Annotated in this window: 14 protein-coding genes and 2 riboswitches; all 14 genes read right to left on the reverse strand. The window is 44.2% G+C overall.

The window, feature by feature from the left end; all coding sequences use genetic code 11:
* Positions 1-79: 79 nt before the first annotated feature.
* A riboswitch (purine riboswitch) is annotated at positions 80-181 on the reverse strand.
* A gap of 78 nt (positions 182-259) precedes the next feature.
* A complete protein-coding gene (locus AR442_RS19010) occupies positions 260-457 on the reverse strand; it encodes an NETI motif-containing protein (protein WP_007609843.1) in 198 nt (65 codons plus the stop codon).
* Positions 454-1,008, reverse strand: a complete 555-nt coding sequence (locus AR442_RS19015; protein ID WP_014469850.1) for a DUF2179 domain-containing protein — start codon at positions 1,006-1,008, stop codon at positions 454-456. Before AR442_RS19015 ends, AR442_RS19010 begins: the two co-directional genes overlap by 4 nt.
* A 122-nt stretch (positions 1,009-1,130) precedes the next feature.
* A complete protein-coding gene (locus AR442_RS19020) occupies positions 1,131-1,304 on the reverse strand; it encodes a Fur-regulated basic protein FbpA (RefSeq protein WP_003155777.1) in 174 nt (57 codons plus the stop codon).
* 138 nt (positions 1,305-1,442) lie between these two features.
* Positions 1,443-2,225: a hypothetical protein gene (locus AR442_RS19025; protein WP_053285249.1), complete on the reverse strand. Its 783-nt coding sequence runs from the start codon at positions 2,223-2,225 to the stop codon at positions 1,443-1,445.
* A 197-nt stretch (positions 2,226-2,422) separates the two neighbouring features.
* Positions 2,423-3,745: an NCS2 family permease gene (locus tag AR442_RS19030; RefSeq protein ID WP_007408891.1), complete on the reverse strand. Its 1,323-nt coding sequence runs from the start codon at positions 3,743-3,745 to the stop codon at positions 2,423-2,425.
* A 131-nt stretch (positions 3,746-3,876) separates the two neighbouring features.
* A riboswitch (purine riboswitch) is annotated at positions 3,877-3,978 on the reverse strand.
* A 123-nt stretch (positions 3,979-4,101) separates the two neighbouring features.
* Positions 4,102-5,544, reverse strand: coding sequence for a DUF4179 domain-containing protein (locus AR442_RS19035; RefSeq protein ID WP_053285250.1), 1,443 nt, complete (start codon positions 5,542-5,544; stop codon positions 4,102-4,104).
* Positions 5,526-6,059, reverse strand: coding sequence for a sigma-70 family RNA polymerase sigma factor (locus AR442_RS19040; RefSeq protein ID WP_014417094.1), 534 nt, complete (start codon positions 6,057-6,059; stop codon positions 5,526-5,528). The genes AR442_RS19035 and AR442_RS19040 overlap by 19 nt, the downstream gene beginning before the upstream one ends.
* Positions 6,060-6,376: 317 nt before the next feature.
* Positions 6,377-7,609, reverse strand: coding sequence for an MDR family MFS transporter (locus tag AR442_RS19045; protein WP_053285251.1), 1,233 nt, complete (start codon positions 7,607-7,609; stop codon positions 6,377-6,379).
* Between the two features lie 64 nt (positions 7,610-7,673).
* Positions 7,674-8,873: a pyridoxal phosphate-dependent aminotransferase gene (locus tag AR442_RS19050; protein WP_053285252.1), complete on the reverse strand. Its 1,200-nt coding sequence runs from the start codon at positions 8,871-8,873 to the stop codon at positions 7,674-7,676.
* Between the two features lie 57 nt (positions 8,874-8,930).
* Positions 8,931-9,818, reverse strand: coding sequence for an isocitrate lyase/phosphoenolpyruvate mutase family protein (locus tag AR442_RS19055; RefSeq protein WP_239689795.1), 888 nt, complete (start codon positions 9,816-9,818; stop codon positions 8,931-8,933).
* A gap of 11 nt (positions 9,819-9,829) precedes the next feature.
* On the reverse strand, positions 9,830-11,041 hold the full coding sequence (locus AR442_RS19060) for an ATP-grasp domain-containing protein (RefSeq protein ID WP_053285254.1): 1,212 nt from the start codon (positions 11,039-11,041) through the stop codon (positions 9,830-9,832).
* The gene (locus tag AR442_RS19065; protein ID WP_053285255.1) at positions 11,004-12,266 is read right to left on the reverse strand and encodes an ATP-grasp domain-containing protein; all 1,263 of its coding nucleotides are present in this window, start codon (positions 12,264-12,266) and stop codon (positions 11,004-11,006) included. Before AR442_RS19065 ends, AR442_RS19060 begins: the two co-directional genes overlap by 38 nt.
* Positions 12,267-12,628: 362 nt before the next feature.
* Positions 12,629-14,170 carry a glutamine-hydrolyzing GMP synthase gene (gene guaA / locus AR442_RS19070; protein WP_014417088.1) on the reverse strand — a complete coding sequence of 514 codons (1,542 nt, stop codon included), beginning with the start codon at positions 14,168-14,170 and terminating at the stop codon, positions 12,629-12,631.
* A 162-nt stretch (positions 14,171-14,332) separates the two neighbouring features.
* The gene (locus tag AR442_RS19075; protein WP_053285256.1) at positions 14,333-16,540 is read right to left on the reverse strand and encodes a DUF4129 domain-containing transglutaminase family protein; all 2,208 of its coding nucleotides are present in this window, start codon (positions 16,538-16,540) and stop codon (positions 14,333-14,335) included.

Consider the following 16,540-nt stretch of genomic DNA (forward strand, 5'->3'; position numbering starts at 1 on the left):
TTGCAACTATGAGGAAGCAATACAAACCGGGCATGGCGCGCGTATCGTCAGTCGTTCGCTTCTGCGATATCCATGTCAGCTGTTTATCACTTTCCTGCATAGTCCGGCCGTTTACGGCAGCCGGGTAGAAACTTATGGGCCATATTCCCAAGATTATATGAGGTCGTGTTTTGATTTCATGTTTATCTTAACAACGGACTTGGATAATGTCAACGACATTATCGAACGATATAAAAATTCTTTCTTTTAATGTTCGTGTTTAGATCAATTTCCCTTCAAATACGATTTTTTTCCCGCAAGGAACGACTTGAATTGATCCATTTTCTTTCTTTTCTGTAAAGATCGGCTCTTCCATCCGCCGGACGGGCATATAACCCTCTTCCTTCATTAAAGTGAGAATGGTGTCAATCGTTTCATCTTCCGTTACTTCAAACCGTTTCTTTTTTGGCTTTGTCATTCCTTAATTCTCCTCTTCTTCACTGCTTTCACCCAGAATCCGCCGTGGATCGTTTTCGGCTCAAAGGCGATAATAAACGCTTTTTCATCAAGCGTTTTAATCGTATCATAAAGCTGAAGCTCATATTTGCGCGGCGTCAGAATCTGCATGGCGGTCCGGTCTCCTTCAAGTCCGCCCGCAACCCAGCTTGTAACCCCGTATCCTTTTTCCCGGAGCTGTTTCGGCAGGTCCAGATCGAGCTCCTTCGTAATGACGTTGACTGTAATATAGCCGAGCGCCAGTTTCTCTTCAATTTTCATTCCCACTATGACGCCGAGGCCGTAGCCGAGCGCATAGGCAATGACGTTTTGAATTTGATTCAGATTGCCGAGCACGAGACTCAGGCCGGTCACATACACAAGGATTTCAATCGTACTGATGCCTGCGGCGAAATAGCGCTGTCCCTTTAATGTCAGAATCATCCTGATCGTAAAGAAAGAGACATATATAATGTTAATGATGAGAATAATGAGAACCATACCTATACTGTTGGATAAAATCGTCTGCATCACTGATTCCCCTCCTCTGATACTTTGAAAAGCATCAATCCTTCAATTAAGGATAGTTTACCCTCTTTTCATCATTTTCAAAAGAAAAAAAAGCCCGCCCCGCAAGGCAGACTGTTAAGCTCTTATCAGTGAAGCTCGGCTTTTTTCAATCGTTTGACGGCTTCATATTCCTTCTCAAGTTCACTCAGCGTGTACCCGGACAGTTCCTGAACATGGTCTTGATAAAACCCTGAGCGGATCAGTTTTGTCCTCAGGTGCTGTTTTTTCCGATTAATGGCTTCTCGCAACAACGGGGCCATCTTCATCATCCCTTTCCGAATCATAAAGAGCAGTGCCGCTTTCGAATTGCTGTTGCTCTCATCATATCTCGGCCGGGTCCTCAAAACAATACGCTTTATTAGAAAAATTTGTAAACATTGTGAAAGACAAATTTCGACTTATAAAGGGATCAGCGAAGCAGTAAAGTACTCGGAAATGAGCGGCCATGTCACAGCCGTAAAAACGAGCATGATGATGACCGCCGCGGAAATACAGTACATCACGTCAGCCGCAGGCTTTTCAGCCGATTTGTATAGAATCTGCACAAACTGCACCATCGCCGAGGCGGCCAGAAACAAGGTCAGCGCCGTAAACACCACGGTGACGACCGGCAGATTCAATATCGCGAAAATCATCCACACGATAGAGCAGGCGACAGCCGGAACCAAAAGCGATCCGACCCCCGCGGCCGCATCCCGCATCGTAATTTTCTGTTTCATCATATAACGTGATACAAGCCAGACCGCGCCGGCCGCAGCGGCAAAAAAGACGAGCGTATACACGAGAACGACAGTAAAGCCGTCAAAAAACGTATGATGCCGCTCCCCGTATCCGAGAGGCCTTTGCTGGCTTGCCCTCAGCTGAAACCAATTTCCGATTGAGAAAAAGATACTGAATACAAGCATTGAAATAAGAGCATATTTAAAGCGGGAAAAGCCGTCTTCCCCAACGACCTTCACCGGTGATGTCAAAATGCGCAGCGCGAAACGGCAATAACGTTTGGCCGCGGCCCATGCAGAAGCGAGTTTTTCCGTAAAAGCCGGAGCCGGGCGCCGTTCCTTTTCTTTTTTCTTTTGCTTTTGATAACGTCCCGCATTTCTGGACATTCTCGACAGCGGTTCTTCATCAGTCCCCTGATGCTGTTTTTCTTCTTCCAACGTTTCTTTTCTTTCTTCCGTCATGTCAGCAACTCCTATCAAAAAAATACGGCGGAATTTGTTAAATAAGAAAATAAAACACTTATATAAGGTACCGAAGCGTCCTTCAACAGTCAAGCGGTTTTCTTCACCCGGACACCCACATGACGTTTTATCGTATGTATTGGTTTTACGGAATAGGACAAAAACAAAAAACCGGCTTAACTCAGCCGGTTTTTCCGTTATTTCAAGAAGATGAAATACAGGATAAAGATGACGAACAGCCCGTACATAATCGGGTGAACGCTTTTTCCTTTTCCTTTGCAGATCATTGTAATCGGGTAGAATATAAAACCGATCGCAATCCCCGTCGCAATGCTGTACGTCAGCGGCATCATAATCATCGTTAAGAATGCCGGCACAGCCACCTCGAATTTATCCCAGGCGATCTTACCGAGCGGCGCCACCATCAGCGCGCCGACAATAATTAAAGCCGGAGCCGTCACATTCGTGGTGACGACTGACAGAAGCGGCGAGAAAAACATCGCCAGCAAAAAGAGAATGCCCGTGACAACAGCCGCGAAGCCGGAGCGCGCCCCCGCCGCAACGCCTGAGCTGGATTCAACATAAGAAGTCGTTGTAGACGTACCGAGTACGGCTCCGATAACGATTGATGTCGAATCTGCCAGAAGCGCTCTTCCCGCACGCGGAAGTTTGTTTTCCTTCATCAGCCCGGCCTGTGTCGCTACAGCCACCAGCGTTCCGGCCGTATCGAAAAACCCGACGAACAAGAAAGTTAAAATGACAATCAGCATTTGTACGGAGAAGATATCCGGAAGGTGCATCCACGCCTGCCCGAAAGTCGGCGCAAGACTCGGCACGCTGCCGACAATGTGCGTCGGAACTGGAATCAGCCCGCAGACCATGCCGGCAACCGCCGTCAGAAGCATTCCGATAAATACGCCGCCGTTTACGCGAAGCACCATCAGAATGACCGTCACAATAACACCGAAAACCGTCAGCAGCACAGGGCCGCTGTGAATATTGCCGATAGACACCAGAGTCGATGAGTTCGCTTCAATAATGCCCGAACCCTGCAAACCGACAAATGTGATAAACAAACCGATACCCGCGCCGACCGCCAATTTCAGCTCAGGCGGAATCGCATTAATGATTTTTTCCCGCAGTCCCGTCAGCGAAAGCGCCACGAAGATAATTCCGGAAATCAAGACGCCGGAAAGCGCAGCCTGCCATGAAATCCCCATGCCGAGGACGACAGAGAAAGCAAAAAACGCATTTAATCCCATACCCGGCGCAATCGCGATCGGATACTTTGCAATGAGCCCCATTAAAATACAGCCGGCCGCAGACGCCAAGGCTGTAGCGGTGAACACCGCGCCCTGATCAATTTTTAATGCTTCCGGAAATCCCTTCACACCGTTTAAAGACAATGTCAGCGGATTGACGAACAGAATGTACGCCATTGACAAAAAGGTCGTTAAACCGCCGATGATTTCATTACGATAGCTTGTCCCCAGCTCATCAAACTGAAAAAATTGCTTCAAGCCAATTGCCTCCTTCATTCTCTCCCATTTATTCTGCCCGTTATCCGCCAAATAAAAAACGCCCCAAATACATTTGGGACGCTTGACTACATACGTTCAGTCTGAATAAATAAGAATGGATTATTTATATCAAACGATTGAGATTGATCCGTAGTCAAGCCATTTACGGTAGCTTGGTAGAAACTTGCGGGCCATATCCCCGCCATTATACGATATCTGCATATTTGATTTCTGAGTCTATTGTATCAATTCAATTTTGAAAACTCAATAAAAAAAACGAACAATCCCGTTAAAAAAATTTGGTTTATTCGTTAATTGACCAAAAATGGAAGACGGCAAAAGCCGCCTTCCAGACATCATTTTCCGTCCGCAGGCCGAACCGGCACCGCGAATGTGATCCCCTTATCATCCGCCAGCAAGTTCATAACCGTTTGATTGACGTACAAAGCGTATGAATCGAATGAGAAATCGCGCAACGAATAGTCTTTATCGGTTGAATCATCTAATTCAAAAACGGATTCCATTTCACCCGTTTTAAGGTTCGTGACTTTCGCCTTATTCCCTTTCAGATAATAGCCTTTTTCATACTCATTAAGCGATGGCCAGGTTTTCATTTTTTTCGTATTGCCGAGACCGATTGACTCACCGACATTGATCAGCTGATCTTCATCCGCCTTGCTGTAATTGATTCCGGTGAATTGATAATCGACGATTACCGTTCTGCCTTGCTGTTTGATCTTTTTGATGGTAATGCCGACATGATGATGTTTCGTTTTATAACTGACGGGCAGTTTTGTTTTCAGAGGCACGATTTCTCCCGGCTCTGATTCTGTTTTTATATCGCCCGTTATGAAAAGTGTTTTCGCTTTCGGGTCTATCGGTTTGCTGAATTGAGTTTGGCCGCGTATTCTTTTCCCGCCGCCGGGAAGATTCTTTCTGCCGCCAAGTTCAATATTCGACGCCGTCATTTCATAATGGTTTCCGGCATCATCCGTTGCCTCGTAAATCGAGATGGCATCATTTTTGGCTGCATCATAGAAGTCGATAGAATACAGGAGAGCCGATCCCGTCGTTCCGTTTTCCGCCCGGATATCGAAAAAGCGGTATAATCCGTGATTTACATTCACAGCTTTCGTTCCTTCCAGAGAAACGGACTTTTGTTTTTTAATAGGGAGTGTAAAGCGCCAGTTTCCCGGGATGTCCTTGATTTTTGTAATGACAAGCGGAAGCTTATCACCGTCTTTCAGCTTTGAGCCGTCCGTGAACAGGCGAAGCTGTCCCGCGTACCGTCCGTCTTTCATTTTTTTCATATCACTGTTGTCATAATCCTCTGCTAACATATTCCATGGATCTTTATAATCAACTTGAAAAGAGATGCTCTCCTCATCTGATTTCAAATTGTCAACGGTAAAATTGTAAACGAGCTGTCCGCTGTCGTAATACACACTTTTCACTGTCACCGTGATTCCGCGTGATTCCGCTTTCTCATTCAGTTTTGTCACCAAATTGCTTTTAAACAGCGCAGAACCTGCCTTATCCTGAAACAGACTGTAAATTTGTCCGGCAACAGGAATGTTTCCCATAGCCGTATTAACGGAGGGCATGAATAAGCCTGAGGACAGATACAGAATAAACAAAGCAGCAGCAACCGCGAGTCCGTTTATCAGTTTTCTTCCCCATCTCCGTCTGACGGCGCCTTCTTTTCCGACACGGACAGCGGCGCTGTGTATCACATTTTTCAATTCAGCTTTCGGCACGTCAATGTCCTGATACAATTGCTTCATTTGATGCTTTTCCATATATGTTTATCCTCCTTTTCCAGCTCCTGCTTCAATGCTTTTCTCGCCCTGTGCAGATGCGTTTTTACAGTGCCTTCCGCCATACCGGTCTGTTCAGCGATCATAGCAATCGAGAAATCTTGAAAATAATAAAGCTGAATGGTCAGCTGTATATGTTCGTCAAGCGTTTCCAGGGCATTCCGAAGATCTATGTATTCTTCAATGTTCTTATTCTCCGCGCGCGTATCATGCTGCGGCTCAAACGGGATGACGTCTCCGTGCTTTTTCCTCATCGCAAAAATCGTATGAAGCAAAATCCGGATCAGCCACGTTTTAAAATATTTCGGCTCCTTCAGCTGCGCGATATGAAGAAAAGCCTTGTAAGCCGTTTCCTGAACAGCGTCCAGCGTATCTTCCTTGTGATGCGAATAGAGATAAGCTGTTTTATATAAAGTATCCTGGTGTGCGGTGATCAGTTTTTCAAAGGCTGCGGCATCACCTTTTTTCGCCTTTTTGATCAATCGTTCTTCCTTCACCTTATCCACCTCCTATGCTGTTAGATATGAATCAAGGCAAAACGGTTTCAAAAAGATGAAAAAAAACGCCTCAAAGTCTAATTTCGGATAACAACGATCCGTTTTCAAACTTGAAGGTGTTTTTTATTTGTCTAATCTTATGGTGTCAGTCCCTTAGATTAATACCTTCTTTGTTCGCCGTTCAGTCTGTATTCCTCTCCCCAAAAATATAAACACTCTTGTTTCCCATTCTGATGGGGCGCTGCTGAAAAGAAAAAAGCCTTTAAACCTTTGAGGTTCAAAGACTTTGCCATTAATTCTTCATTGTGTTAAAACATTTAACTCCTATGAGATTCTGTTACATCAACTTTTGAACGTCCGCTCTTATCAAGATGTTTTTTTGCCAAAAATAAAACCGGAATTCCCGAGGCTGTCGTTATAAAAATGATCAAAAACATATAGAAGGACCCGTTTACACCAAAAAAGGAAAGAAGAATCCCTCCCAGCCAAGGACCGATTACATTTCCTAAACGGTTAAAGCCTGCTGCTCCAAAGTATGTCCCTTTGAAGCCTGGTTTTGCAATTTCATCCACCAGCATATCAACCATCGAAAAAATCAAAACTTCCCCTATTGTGAAAAACACGACGATAGAGCCCCATATGAATGGGTTGGACGATAGCGAAAAAAATAATAAACTGAAACTAATTAAAGCATTTCCCAGAATGATTGAATGAATCGGCGGGAACTTTTTCATGATATTCACAATAGGGTATTGAACGATTAAGACGACAATTGCATTCAAAGCTAAAAGCCATGAAAATATGGTCACCCCGTCCTCTATTTTGACGGCAAAATATTGGGGCAATGTTGTAGAAAAGTGCGCATATCCGGATATTGATAATATCACTCCAAGTAATGTGATAAGAAAAACCTTGTCTTTCCTTGTCACATTAAAAGCCGTAGCAATAGTCGTTTTATTTTCTTTTCGATTGTTCTCGTCTAATTTAAATTTTCGGAATGAAAATACGAGAGATAGACCATAAAGAAAATATGTAAAACCTGCGAACAGAAATGGGAGAGCCGTCTTGGCAGCTCCCAATCTAAGGCCTAAAAGAGGACCGAAAACTACGCCGATATTAATCGCAGTATACCGCAAATTAAACATCTTCAAACGATTTTCTTCTTTGCTTATATCGGATAGTAATGCTCTTGACGCCGGTTCAAAGATAGATTGACACAGCCCGTTAAGCGCATTGATGACAAAAAATGCGAGTACACTATCTGCAAACATAAAACTTACAAAAACAAGCGCCCAACAAAATACAGACGTTATCATCACAATTTTCCTGCCAAAAAGATCAGACAAATACCCTCCGTAAAAGCTCATTACAATCCCAGCCAGCGAACTTACTGAAACAATGATGCCGGTCAAAGCAGGAGAAACACCTTTTACTTGTGTTAGGTAAATAGAAAGGAAGGGAATGCTCATCGAGACTGACATTCTGCTAAACAAGGTGCCTAAAATGATATTCCAGCCCACAGGGTGAATTCTTAATCGTATGCCTTTCAAAAAACCACCTGCCTAAACATTAGATGCAGATATAAAGAGGCTCGTTTAAGCTTTCAGCGCTCTGTTATACCTTAACTGCCAGCTGAGTTGTAAAATTATTAATTCTTTTCAAAGCCTCTGTGATAAGATCCTTTGGGATGGCAAAATTCAAACGAATGTTTTTCGGCTCTCCGAATGCTGTGCCGGGAACAGCTGACACGTGCTGTTTTTCCAACAGAAGATGACAAAATGTCTCCGCATCAATTATTTGTTGATCTTCAAACATTGTTCCGAAAAATTGTGAAACATTCGGAAACGCATAAAAGGCTCCATTTGGTTTGGCGCATTGAATGCCTTCAATTTGATTTAAACCATCGACTAATATATCGCGTCTTTTTTTGTATTCTTCGACCATCGACTTGTCAAAACCGTTTAAAGCAGAAATACCGGCATATTGAGAAATAGTTGACGGGCTGCCTGTAGCATGGCTTTGAAAGCTGGCAATGGCTTCGGCTATATCCGATGGGGCTGCGATATAGCCGAGCCTCCATCCAGTCATTGCAAAGACTTTGGAAAATCCATTCGTTATGATGGTCCGATTCAGCAATTCGGGAAAAATGAGCGGCAGACTGATATGCTTGCCCTCATACACAAACTGATCATAAATCTCATCGGAAATGATAAAAATTCTAGAATAATCTTTCAACACATTTCCTAAAGCTTTCAGTTCATTTTCTGAATAAACGGACCCTGTCGGATTATTGGGAGATGTGATAACAACAGCTTTTGTCTTAGGGGTAATTACTTCTGCAAGCTTCTCGGGTGTGATTTTAAAATTTGTAGTTTCATCACAGCTTACAATAACAGGAACCGCCCCCGACAGTTTGATTTGTTCCGGATAAGATACCCAGTAAGGTGAAGGGAGGATAACTTCGTCGTCTTGATCACAAATTGCTTGAAAAACATTATATAGCGGCTGTTTTCCCCCGGCAGATGCAATTATTTGGTTTGGTTTATATTCTAAACCTCGTTCGTTAAGCAGATATCGCACAATGGATTCTCTTAATTCAATCAGCCCTGCTGCCGGCGTATACCCGGTTTTCCCCTTCACTATTGCCTGAATTCCTGCATATGAGGCTGTTAATGGCGGATGAAGATCCGGTTCTCCGACACTCATATTTATAATGTCTTTTCCTTCTTTTACCATTATCTTCGTTTTGGCATTTAATGACATAGTGGCCGAAGGTTTTATATTCATGACTCTATCGGATAATCTTTTATTCAATTCAAACGCCTCCAATGTCTTTATGGGCCATTCTTAAAATAGCACGATACAAAAACCTCAGTTAGCCGGCTGTCTATGGATCAAACGCTCCAGTTGCTTCATCCCCGGAACGTCTTGAATGTCAAATATCTCATTAACGCTCACGATGTCATTTTCAATCTGCAAAGACGATTTATTATTTATAATGCTTTCGAATGTATCATTTATAGCCTTAACAGAAGCGCGCAACGCCTGATTCGCATAGATGGAAACCTTCACTCCCAATTTCTCAAGCTGTTCCATTGAGAGCGTCGGATATTTAGTCGGAACCACAACCAACGGCGCATCCACGTCCCAATTGTTAACAAACTCAATAATTTCATCAGGCGATTGTTCTTTTGAATGAATTAAAATTGCATCTGCTCCAGCATGAACATAAGCTTTTGCTCTTGTATAGGCTTCTTCTTGACCCAATTTAGCAATTAAAGCTTCGACACGGGCAATCAATACAAAATCGTCATTTTGCTGAGCCATCTTTGCGGCTCTAATTTTTGCGCAAAATTCTTCAGTACTGACAAGGATCTGTTGTCTGTCGTCAAATGAGTTTAATTTTGGATATACTTTATCTTCAATACAAACTCCGGCAATACCAGCAGCTTCGTATTTTTTGATCATGCGGGTGACATTGTGAATGTTCCCGTAGCCGGAATCACAGTCAGCGATGACCGGCAAATTGCATGATTCATTCATAATGACGGCGGCTTCAAGAAATTCAGTCATCGTTAATATACTGGCATCAGGTACAGTTTGCACAGCCGAGATTCCCAAACCGCTTGCCCATACGGCATTAAATCCGTTTTTCTCTGCTAATTTGGCGCTTAAACCGTCATGAGCTCCCGCAACTTTCACCAAACTTTTACTGTCTAAAGCATCTCTAAAAATTGATGATTTTCTGTTTTTCACCATCATTCTCCCCTTCACCTAATGATTATTTTTATTTTGTCAATCGCATCATGTAATGCGTGATTGACTTCTCGCTCATTTTTCCCCTTTACAATCATCCATCCTGCTCTATCGTAGCTGTTTTTGATCGGTCTGATTCTATCACCGACACTGCAATTTACATGAAAATCTACTACATTCCCCATCATTTTGAGATCGCTGATCCCTTTGATTGCGCGTACAACCCCTTGGTTCGTTTCTAAAAAATGAACGGCGCATACTTCGCTTTGAGCATGTTTCCTTTCCGGTTGATATGGGATGCCCGCCAGTTCCGCAAAAATAGGTGTATGCATATCACATTTCATGGCGATTTCTGTAATGGTCACTATGTTGTCTCCGCCATAGCGGGTGTGTACCTCGCCAACCACAAATCCTTTATTTGTGTGATACCCTTCAATATGCAAGGGGCCAAATACGATCCCCATGGCATGAACAACTTCCTTGACCAGATTCTTATACAAATCCTGATGTTTTTCTTTATGTTTATACGGCGATATATGCCCGGATTCTACAAAAGTCCCGGGGTATAGCAGCTTTTCGGTCACACCAAATATGTCGGCCTTGCCTTGGCAGACAACGGCTTCTATTGAAATTTCCTGCCCTTCTATAAATTCTTCGGCTAATACTGACTTCTCCTCGTCATGTTTTGAACACTCTTTAAAGCACGCCTCAATGTCCTCTTTTTTCTCAACTTTTATGACGCCTATACTGCCTTGCTGAGATCTCGGCTTTAAAATGATAGGATGTTGAGATGTATTCCAAAAATCGTATACGTCTTCCACGCTCCTGCACAATCCAAAATCGGGAGAGTTTAGTCCTGCCTTTTTTAAAAGCCGGCGCGTTGTATATTTATCAAGGCATGCTTGCACCACAGACGGAGGATTTCCTTTTAAATGAAATGCCTGCTGAAGTTTGGATACATTGAATAAGCCGGCTTCTTTGAAAGTAAATATGGCATCTAAAGGCTCTTTGTCATGGATTTCTTTAGCGACTGAGAATAGATTCTCATGATTGGTATAATCTAATGCGATTTTTTGGTCAGCTTCCTTTATTAAATGCTCATATTTTTTTAATGAAGCTTCTGTATCTCCTAATAAGACGTCAAAACCAAGTTGTTTTGCCCTCGTAACGGCCTTCTCAATATGCGTTTCAGGAATCCCGATCAGGAACAGTCTTTTCCTCTCCATTGATGAAACACCTCACTTGAGATAAAGCATTTTCAGCATATTCGATCGCTTTTTCTGTATCTTCAGCTTCTGTGATGACATAAGCAATCCGGGAATCATGAAACTTTTCAGGCGGCAGGCCAACATGATCGCCCGGCTGCTTTTCTAAAACAAATTCAACGACCCCGGGCATTTCTTTGATCGATTCGACACCTTCCCACTTTTCTATCACACCAGCACGGTCTGCAATTAAAAACCTGACGCAGGCAGCTCTTCTTTTCGAAGCTTCAAAGCTTATTGTTTCTCCTAATACAGCCAATAGGTTTGCGCGCGTTATATTTATACCTTTGGCTAGAGGAACCAAATGGGTAGTAATAAAATCGCCGCCCAGACGACCGTTGATCTCGATAATCTTGCACCCTTTCTCTGTGATCATGACCTCGGCATGAAAACCACAATTGTTCAGCTCCAAAGCTTTTATCCCTTCACTGGTGATGTGGAATAATTCACGTTCCACAGCCTCCGGCAGCCTGGCGGGAAATGCATGCTGGTATTCTTCGAAATACTGATCCGTCCATTTTTCAGTAACACCTGCAAAGTGAATGACTCCGTCGGAAATCACTCCCTCAATGCTGACTTCTTGTCCGTTCATAAACTCTTCAACAATATACTCGTTTTGATAAAAAGAAAACATTTTATCGTTTTCCGGCACCGCAGCGTTTAACAGCTGCTGATATGCGCGATTTAAATCTTCAGGCTTTGATATTCGGAATACGCCTTTACTGGCAGAAGCACCCACAGGTTTAACGATCAATGGGTATTCCATATCAATGCTTGCATGATATAATTCGGTCCAATTTGTAAATTTGCAATATTTTGGATGAGGAACTTGTGCGCGGTTCAAAAATTGACGCATCTTCCATTTATTTCGAGCCCGTTCTGCCGCTTCCACCGGACTGCCCTTTAAGTTAAGTTCCCGGGCAGTTACCGCCACCGGAACCACATCTCTATCCCAGAATGTAATGACTCCATCAAAAGGATTTTCTTTGGCAGTTTCCTTCAGAACAGCTATAGTCTCATCAATCTGATAAGTATTTGCGGAAATGTAATGGTCAACGAATGGCCGCGACCATTCAGGCAGTTCAGGGCCGACAACAGAAACCGTCAAGCCCAAATTTTTAGCAGTCTCCAAAGTAGAAATTTTTTTAATATAAGTAGCATTAAAAAATAAAATATGTTTTTCCATCCTTCCGAGCCTCTTTCAACATTTTTTTCTGCAAATTAGAAACCTTCTGCGTTTCTAAAGAACTGAATGCAGAAGATAAAAAACCCCTTGGAAAACTCAAACCATCATATGTTTTATTTGTATATATTCATAATAACATACATTATTTGTTATTAAATGAATATTTTATGAATTCAGTTTTATTAGAAAAAATGAAATTATAGGGAGAATATTAGGAATACAACTGATTAAAAAACTCGAATATATAAAAAACTGCTGCACATCTTCTCCGGTGTTAATGATAAAAGGCCCATTATTCCTAGAACCATGTAAATTAAAAAAGCCTCAAATCTTTATAAATAAAAGATTTGAGGCTTTTCTCATTATTCCCACTCAATCGTTGCAGGCGGCTTGCTCGTAATGTCATACACGACGCGGTTGATGTGTTTCACTTCATTGACGATCCGTGTCGAAATCACTTCAAGCACATCCCAAGGGATACGCGCCCAGTCAGATGTCATGCCGTCAATTGATGTTACGGCACGGATACCGATTGTGTAATCATACGTTCTCGCATCTCCCATGACGCCGACGCTGCGGATGTCAGGAAGAACCGTGAAGTACTGCCAGATGTCGCGCTCAAGGCCATGGTTCGCCACTTCTTCACGCAGAATCGCGTCTGATTCACGAACGATCTCAAGTTTTTCTTCCGTTACTTCGCCGAGTACGCGGATGCCAAGTCCAGGGCCCGGGAACGGCTGACGCCATACGATATCATCCGGGATGCCGAGCTCTGTGCCGAGCGCGCGCACTTCATCTTTGAAAAGAGTGTTCAACGGTTCGATCAGTTCAAACTGCATATCTTCAGGAAGTCCGCCGACATTGTGGTGCGATTTGATCGTTTGCGCAGTTGCCGTTCCGCTTTCAATAATGTCTGTGTAAAGCGTTCCTTGCGCAAGGTAGTCGATTCCTTTCAGCCTGTCCGCTTCATCATCAAATACGTAAATGAATTCGTTGCCGATGATTTTGCGTTTTTGCTCAGGATCAGAAACACCTTTCAGCTTGTTTAAGAATCTGTCTTTCGCATCAACTTTAATGACATTCATATTAAAGCCTTCGCTGAACGTTTTCATGACGCCTTCCGCTTCGCCTTTGCGGAGAAGGCCGTGATCTACGAAAATACAAGTCAGCTGGTCGCCGATCGCTTTATGAATCAAAACGGCTACGACAGAAGAATCGACTCCGCCGCTCAAAGCGCAAAGCACTTGTTTGTCTCCGACGGTTTCGCGGATTTTTTGCATTTCGATTTCGATAAAGTTTTCCATTGACCATTCGCCTTTACATTCACAAGGCCCGAAGACAAAGTTTTTCAGAAGGTCATTTCCGTATTCTGAATGACGGACTTCCGGATGGAACTGAACACCGTACCATTTTTTGTCTTTTTTGCTCATCGCCGAGTTCGGGCAGTGATGGCTTGTCGCGTCTACCGTAAACCCTTCCGGCACTTGTACGACTAAGTCGCCGTGGCTCATCCAGACAACTTGTTCTTCCGGAAGATCTTTGAACAAGTCAGGAGTTCCTTGAATCTGAATGTTCGCTTTTCCGTATTCGCGCTGGCTTGCCGCCTCGACTTTCCCTCCGAGGTAATGAGTCATCAGCTGCATGCCGTAGCAGATGCCCAATACAGGAATATCAAGTTCAAAGATTTTTTCATCACAGCGGAAAGACCCTTCATCATATACACTGTTTGGTCCGCCTGAAAGGATAATTCCTTTTGGATTCATTTCTTTGATTTCCTCAGCTGTCAACGTATGGGGATGCAGCTCGCTATATACGCCAAATTCACGGATCCGGCGGGTAATCAGCTGGTTATACTGACTGCCGAAATCAAGAACAAGAATCATTTCATTCACTAACTTCGTCATGGTTGTCACCTAATCTCCTCTAAGTTTTTGACACAGAAAAAACGGAGGACACACGTTCAGCCCTCTGTCGGCAAGACTTGTCCGGAAGCCCGGCTTTTTAACGCTCCCGGGCTCCCATTTAACATTCATTTATTCTAACAACAGGACGATATGCGGTCAAGACTATCTTCTTTTAATTATATTTTCCCACAACTGTCCCGATTCATTCCAAAGCTTTGCGGCATTATCGCTGCGGTATAATGCACGCTCATAGCGCAGCGTCAGCTCGGACATGTCGTTTGTATGGATCGCCTCGTCAACCCTCGCGGCAAAATCACGGAGCGTTTCTCCGTCTCCCCTGCTGAACCCTTTTCGTTTCAGCTGTCGGAGCAGCGCGGCATATGCGTCGAAAAAGACGTCTTCATCCGTTCGCCGCTTCAATCTGGCTGCTGTAACGTGCGGAATCCAGCGCGCCCGGAGCAGCCAGGCGAGTGCCGCCGCGGCTGAAATCACAATGACGATGGCTGCATACGGCCATAGCTGTGCCGCGGTTTTGTTGCGGATCACAGGCTGCGGTGCCGCGCTGTGATCCCGCTTTTTCGGCTTTTCCTCTTTTTCCGGCTTTGTTTCCTGACGCTGCTTGTCAGACGGTTCATCCGAGTTCCCCGCTGAGCCTCCGCTGTCTTTTGCCGCGGTATGATTTTGCTCTGACGTAAACTCCGTCGGATTGGTGAAGCCTTTTGTCGGCTCAAACGTCACCCAGCCCTGATCGGGAAAATACACTTCTACCCACGAATGGGCGTTGTTGTTCGTGACTTCATAAATGTGGCCGTTATGGTCGCCTGCGCCTTTATACTCGCCGGATGTATAACCCTTCACCCAACGGGCGGGAATACCCGCAGATCGGAGCAGCACGGCCATTGCCGATGAAAAGTTATCACAATATCCTCTTTTCGTTTCAAACAGAAATTGATCGACATAATCCTGATTGTGCTCCGGAACCGCGACATCCTGTGTATGATACGAAAATGCGGAAGATCCGAGATAATCCTCGATCGCCTTCGCTTTATCGAACATATTATGATGATCCCGCGTCAGTCTGTCCGCAAGCTGTCTCACTCTTTTCGGAAGGCTGTCGGGGACCTGTAAATACCGGTCATTGAATTGATTCTGCTCACGGTATCGTTTTACTTTCACTTTTCTGAGATCATTCAGCTTAAAGACGGGCGCCTGAAAAGTCACCGTGTACCGTCCCATATTGCGGATGTTGCCTACTTGTTCACTGACCGGCGTAATTTGCTCGGTGTTTCCGTTCATTTCAAGCTGAATCGAGTGCTTCGGTTTAATATTGGAGACGCCGATCGGATACATGACGTGATTATAGAGATAATTCTCATCAATGGACACCTGTGCCGTATACCGTCTCGTCTGCACACTCCGGTCAAACCATATATCTTCAACGTTGCCGCCGTTCAGTTTATAGGACATGCCCTGATCGGTCTCCACCCAGCCTTTCCCCGTGTATGTATCCTTCGTTTCCACCCGGAAGTACGCCCGTTCTTTTCCCTTCCATGTAAAAACCGGCGTATCATCCTCCTGAAAAGGGCCGCCCAATGTTTCATCATGATTGCCGTAGCCGATTTTGCTTTCGGCGGCGGGCACTTCTTTGTGGTTTGTTATTTTTTTAAGAAACGGCACGGGGTCCGGCCAGTTCGGGTCTGATTTCGGAGCCGCCAGACCGAACACGACGGAAGCGCAGATAAACAGCATCAGCGGCAGAAACCATTTGAGTATCAATCTTTTTTTAAACGCTATGTGTTCCGTAAGCCGGATGCGCTCCATATACAAAAGCCCCATCATCAAAAAGCCGATAAAGACGATCCGGATGACGGCGTATGCGGCATCATAGGGAGTAAACGTATCAAGCACGGTGATATACGCCACCGTCATGATAAAAAAGAATAAGATTTTCCGCTGATAGATCACCCAGTAATGCAGCAAATACACGAGCAGCCATAAAAGCACAAAAAACAGCAATGTGCGGAATGACGGATTCATATCATTCCATCTTCCGGTCCCGATGTGGCGGGCATTTTGCATCACGTCCCGCAAAAAAGAAACGAGCCATTCCGGCTGAAAAATAGACCCTTTATAAAACAGGATGTGAATACTGATCAACGTAAACAGAATGCAGGACGGCACGGTGACGTACCACCTCATCCGGAAGAATGACAGCAGAAATGCCAAACCGATAAAAACGATGAAAAAACCGGTATGTTTTGTATCCGTAAAATTGTGCAGCGGCCTGAGCCATTCCCATAACAATAAAAAAGCGAGAAAATAAAACAGCAGCAGACTCAGCCTGCTTCCCTGGTTCTCGTCATGCGGCAT

This window comes from Bacillus velezensis (assembly GCF_001461825.1).
Lineage (GTDB): Bacteria > Bacillota > Bacilli > Bacillales > Bacillaceae > Bacillus > Bacillus velezensis.

What these genes read in the sequence shown, in the direction of transcription:
- AR442_RS19065 (WP_053285255.1), bottom strand. Translation starts at nt 12,266, where the DNA reads ATGGAAAAACATATTTTATTTTTTAATGCTACTTATATTAAAAAAATT.
- AR442_RS19055 (WP_239689795.1), bottom strand. Translation starts at nt 9,818, where the DNA reads ATGGTGAAAAACAGAAAATCATCAATTTTTAGAGATGCTTTAGACAGT.
- AR442_RS19010 (WP_007609843.1), bottom strand. Translation starts at nt 457, where the DNA reads ATGACAAAGCCAAAAAAGAAACGGTTTGAAGTAACGGAAGATGAAACG.
- AR442_RS19025 (WP_053285249.1), bottom strand. Translation starts at nt 2,225, where the DNA reads ATGACGGAAGAAAGAAAAGAAACGTTGGAAGAAGAAAAACAGCATCAG.
- AR442_RS19020 (WP_003155777.1), bottom strand. Translation starts at nt 1,304, where the DNA reads ATGGCCCCGTTGTTGCGAGAAGCCATTAATCGGAAAAAACAGCACCTG.
- guaA (WP_014417088.1), bottom strand. Translation starts at nt 14,170, where the DNA reads ATGACGAAGTTAGTGAATGAAATGATTCTTGTTCTTGATTTCGGCAGT.
- AR442_RS19075 (WP_053285256.1), bottom strand. Translation starts at nt 16,540, where the DNA reads ATGCCGCATGACGAGAACCAGGGAAGCAGGCTGAGTCTGCTGCTGTTT.
- AR442_RS19060 (WP_053285254.1), bottom strand. Translation starts at nt 11,041, where the DNA reads ATGGAGAGGAAAAGACTGTTCCTGATCGGGATTCCTGAAACGCATATT.
- AR442_RS19035 (WP_053285250.1), bottom strand. Translation starts at nt 5,544, where the DNA reads ATGGAAAAGCATCAAATGAAGCAATTGTATCAGGACATTGACGTGCCG.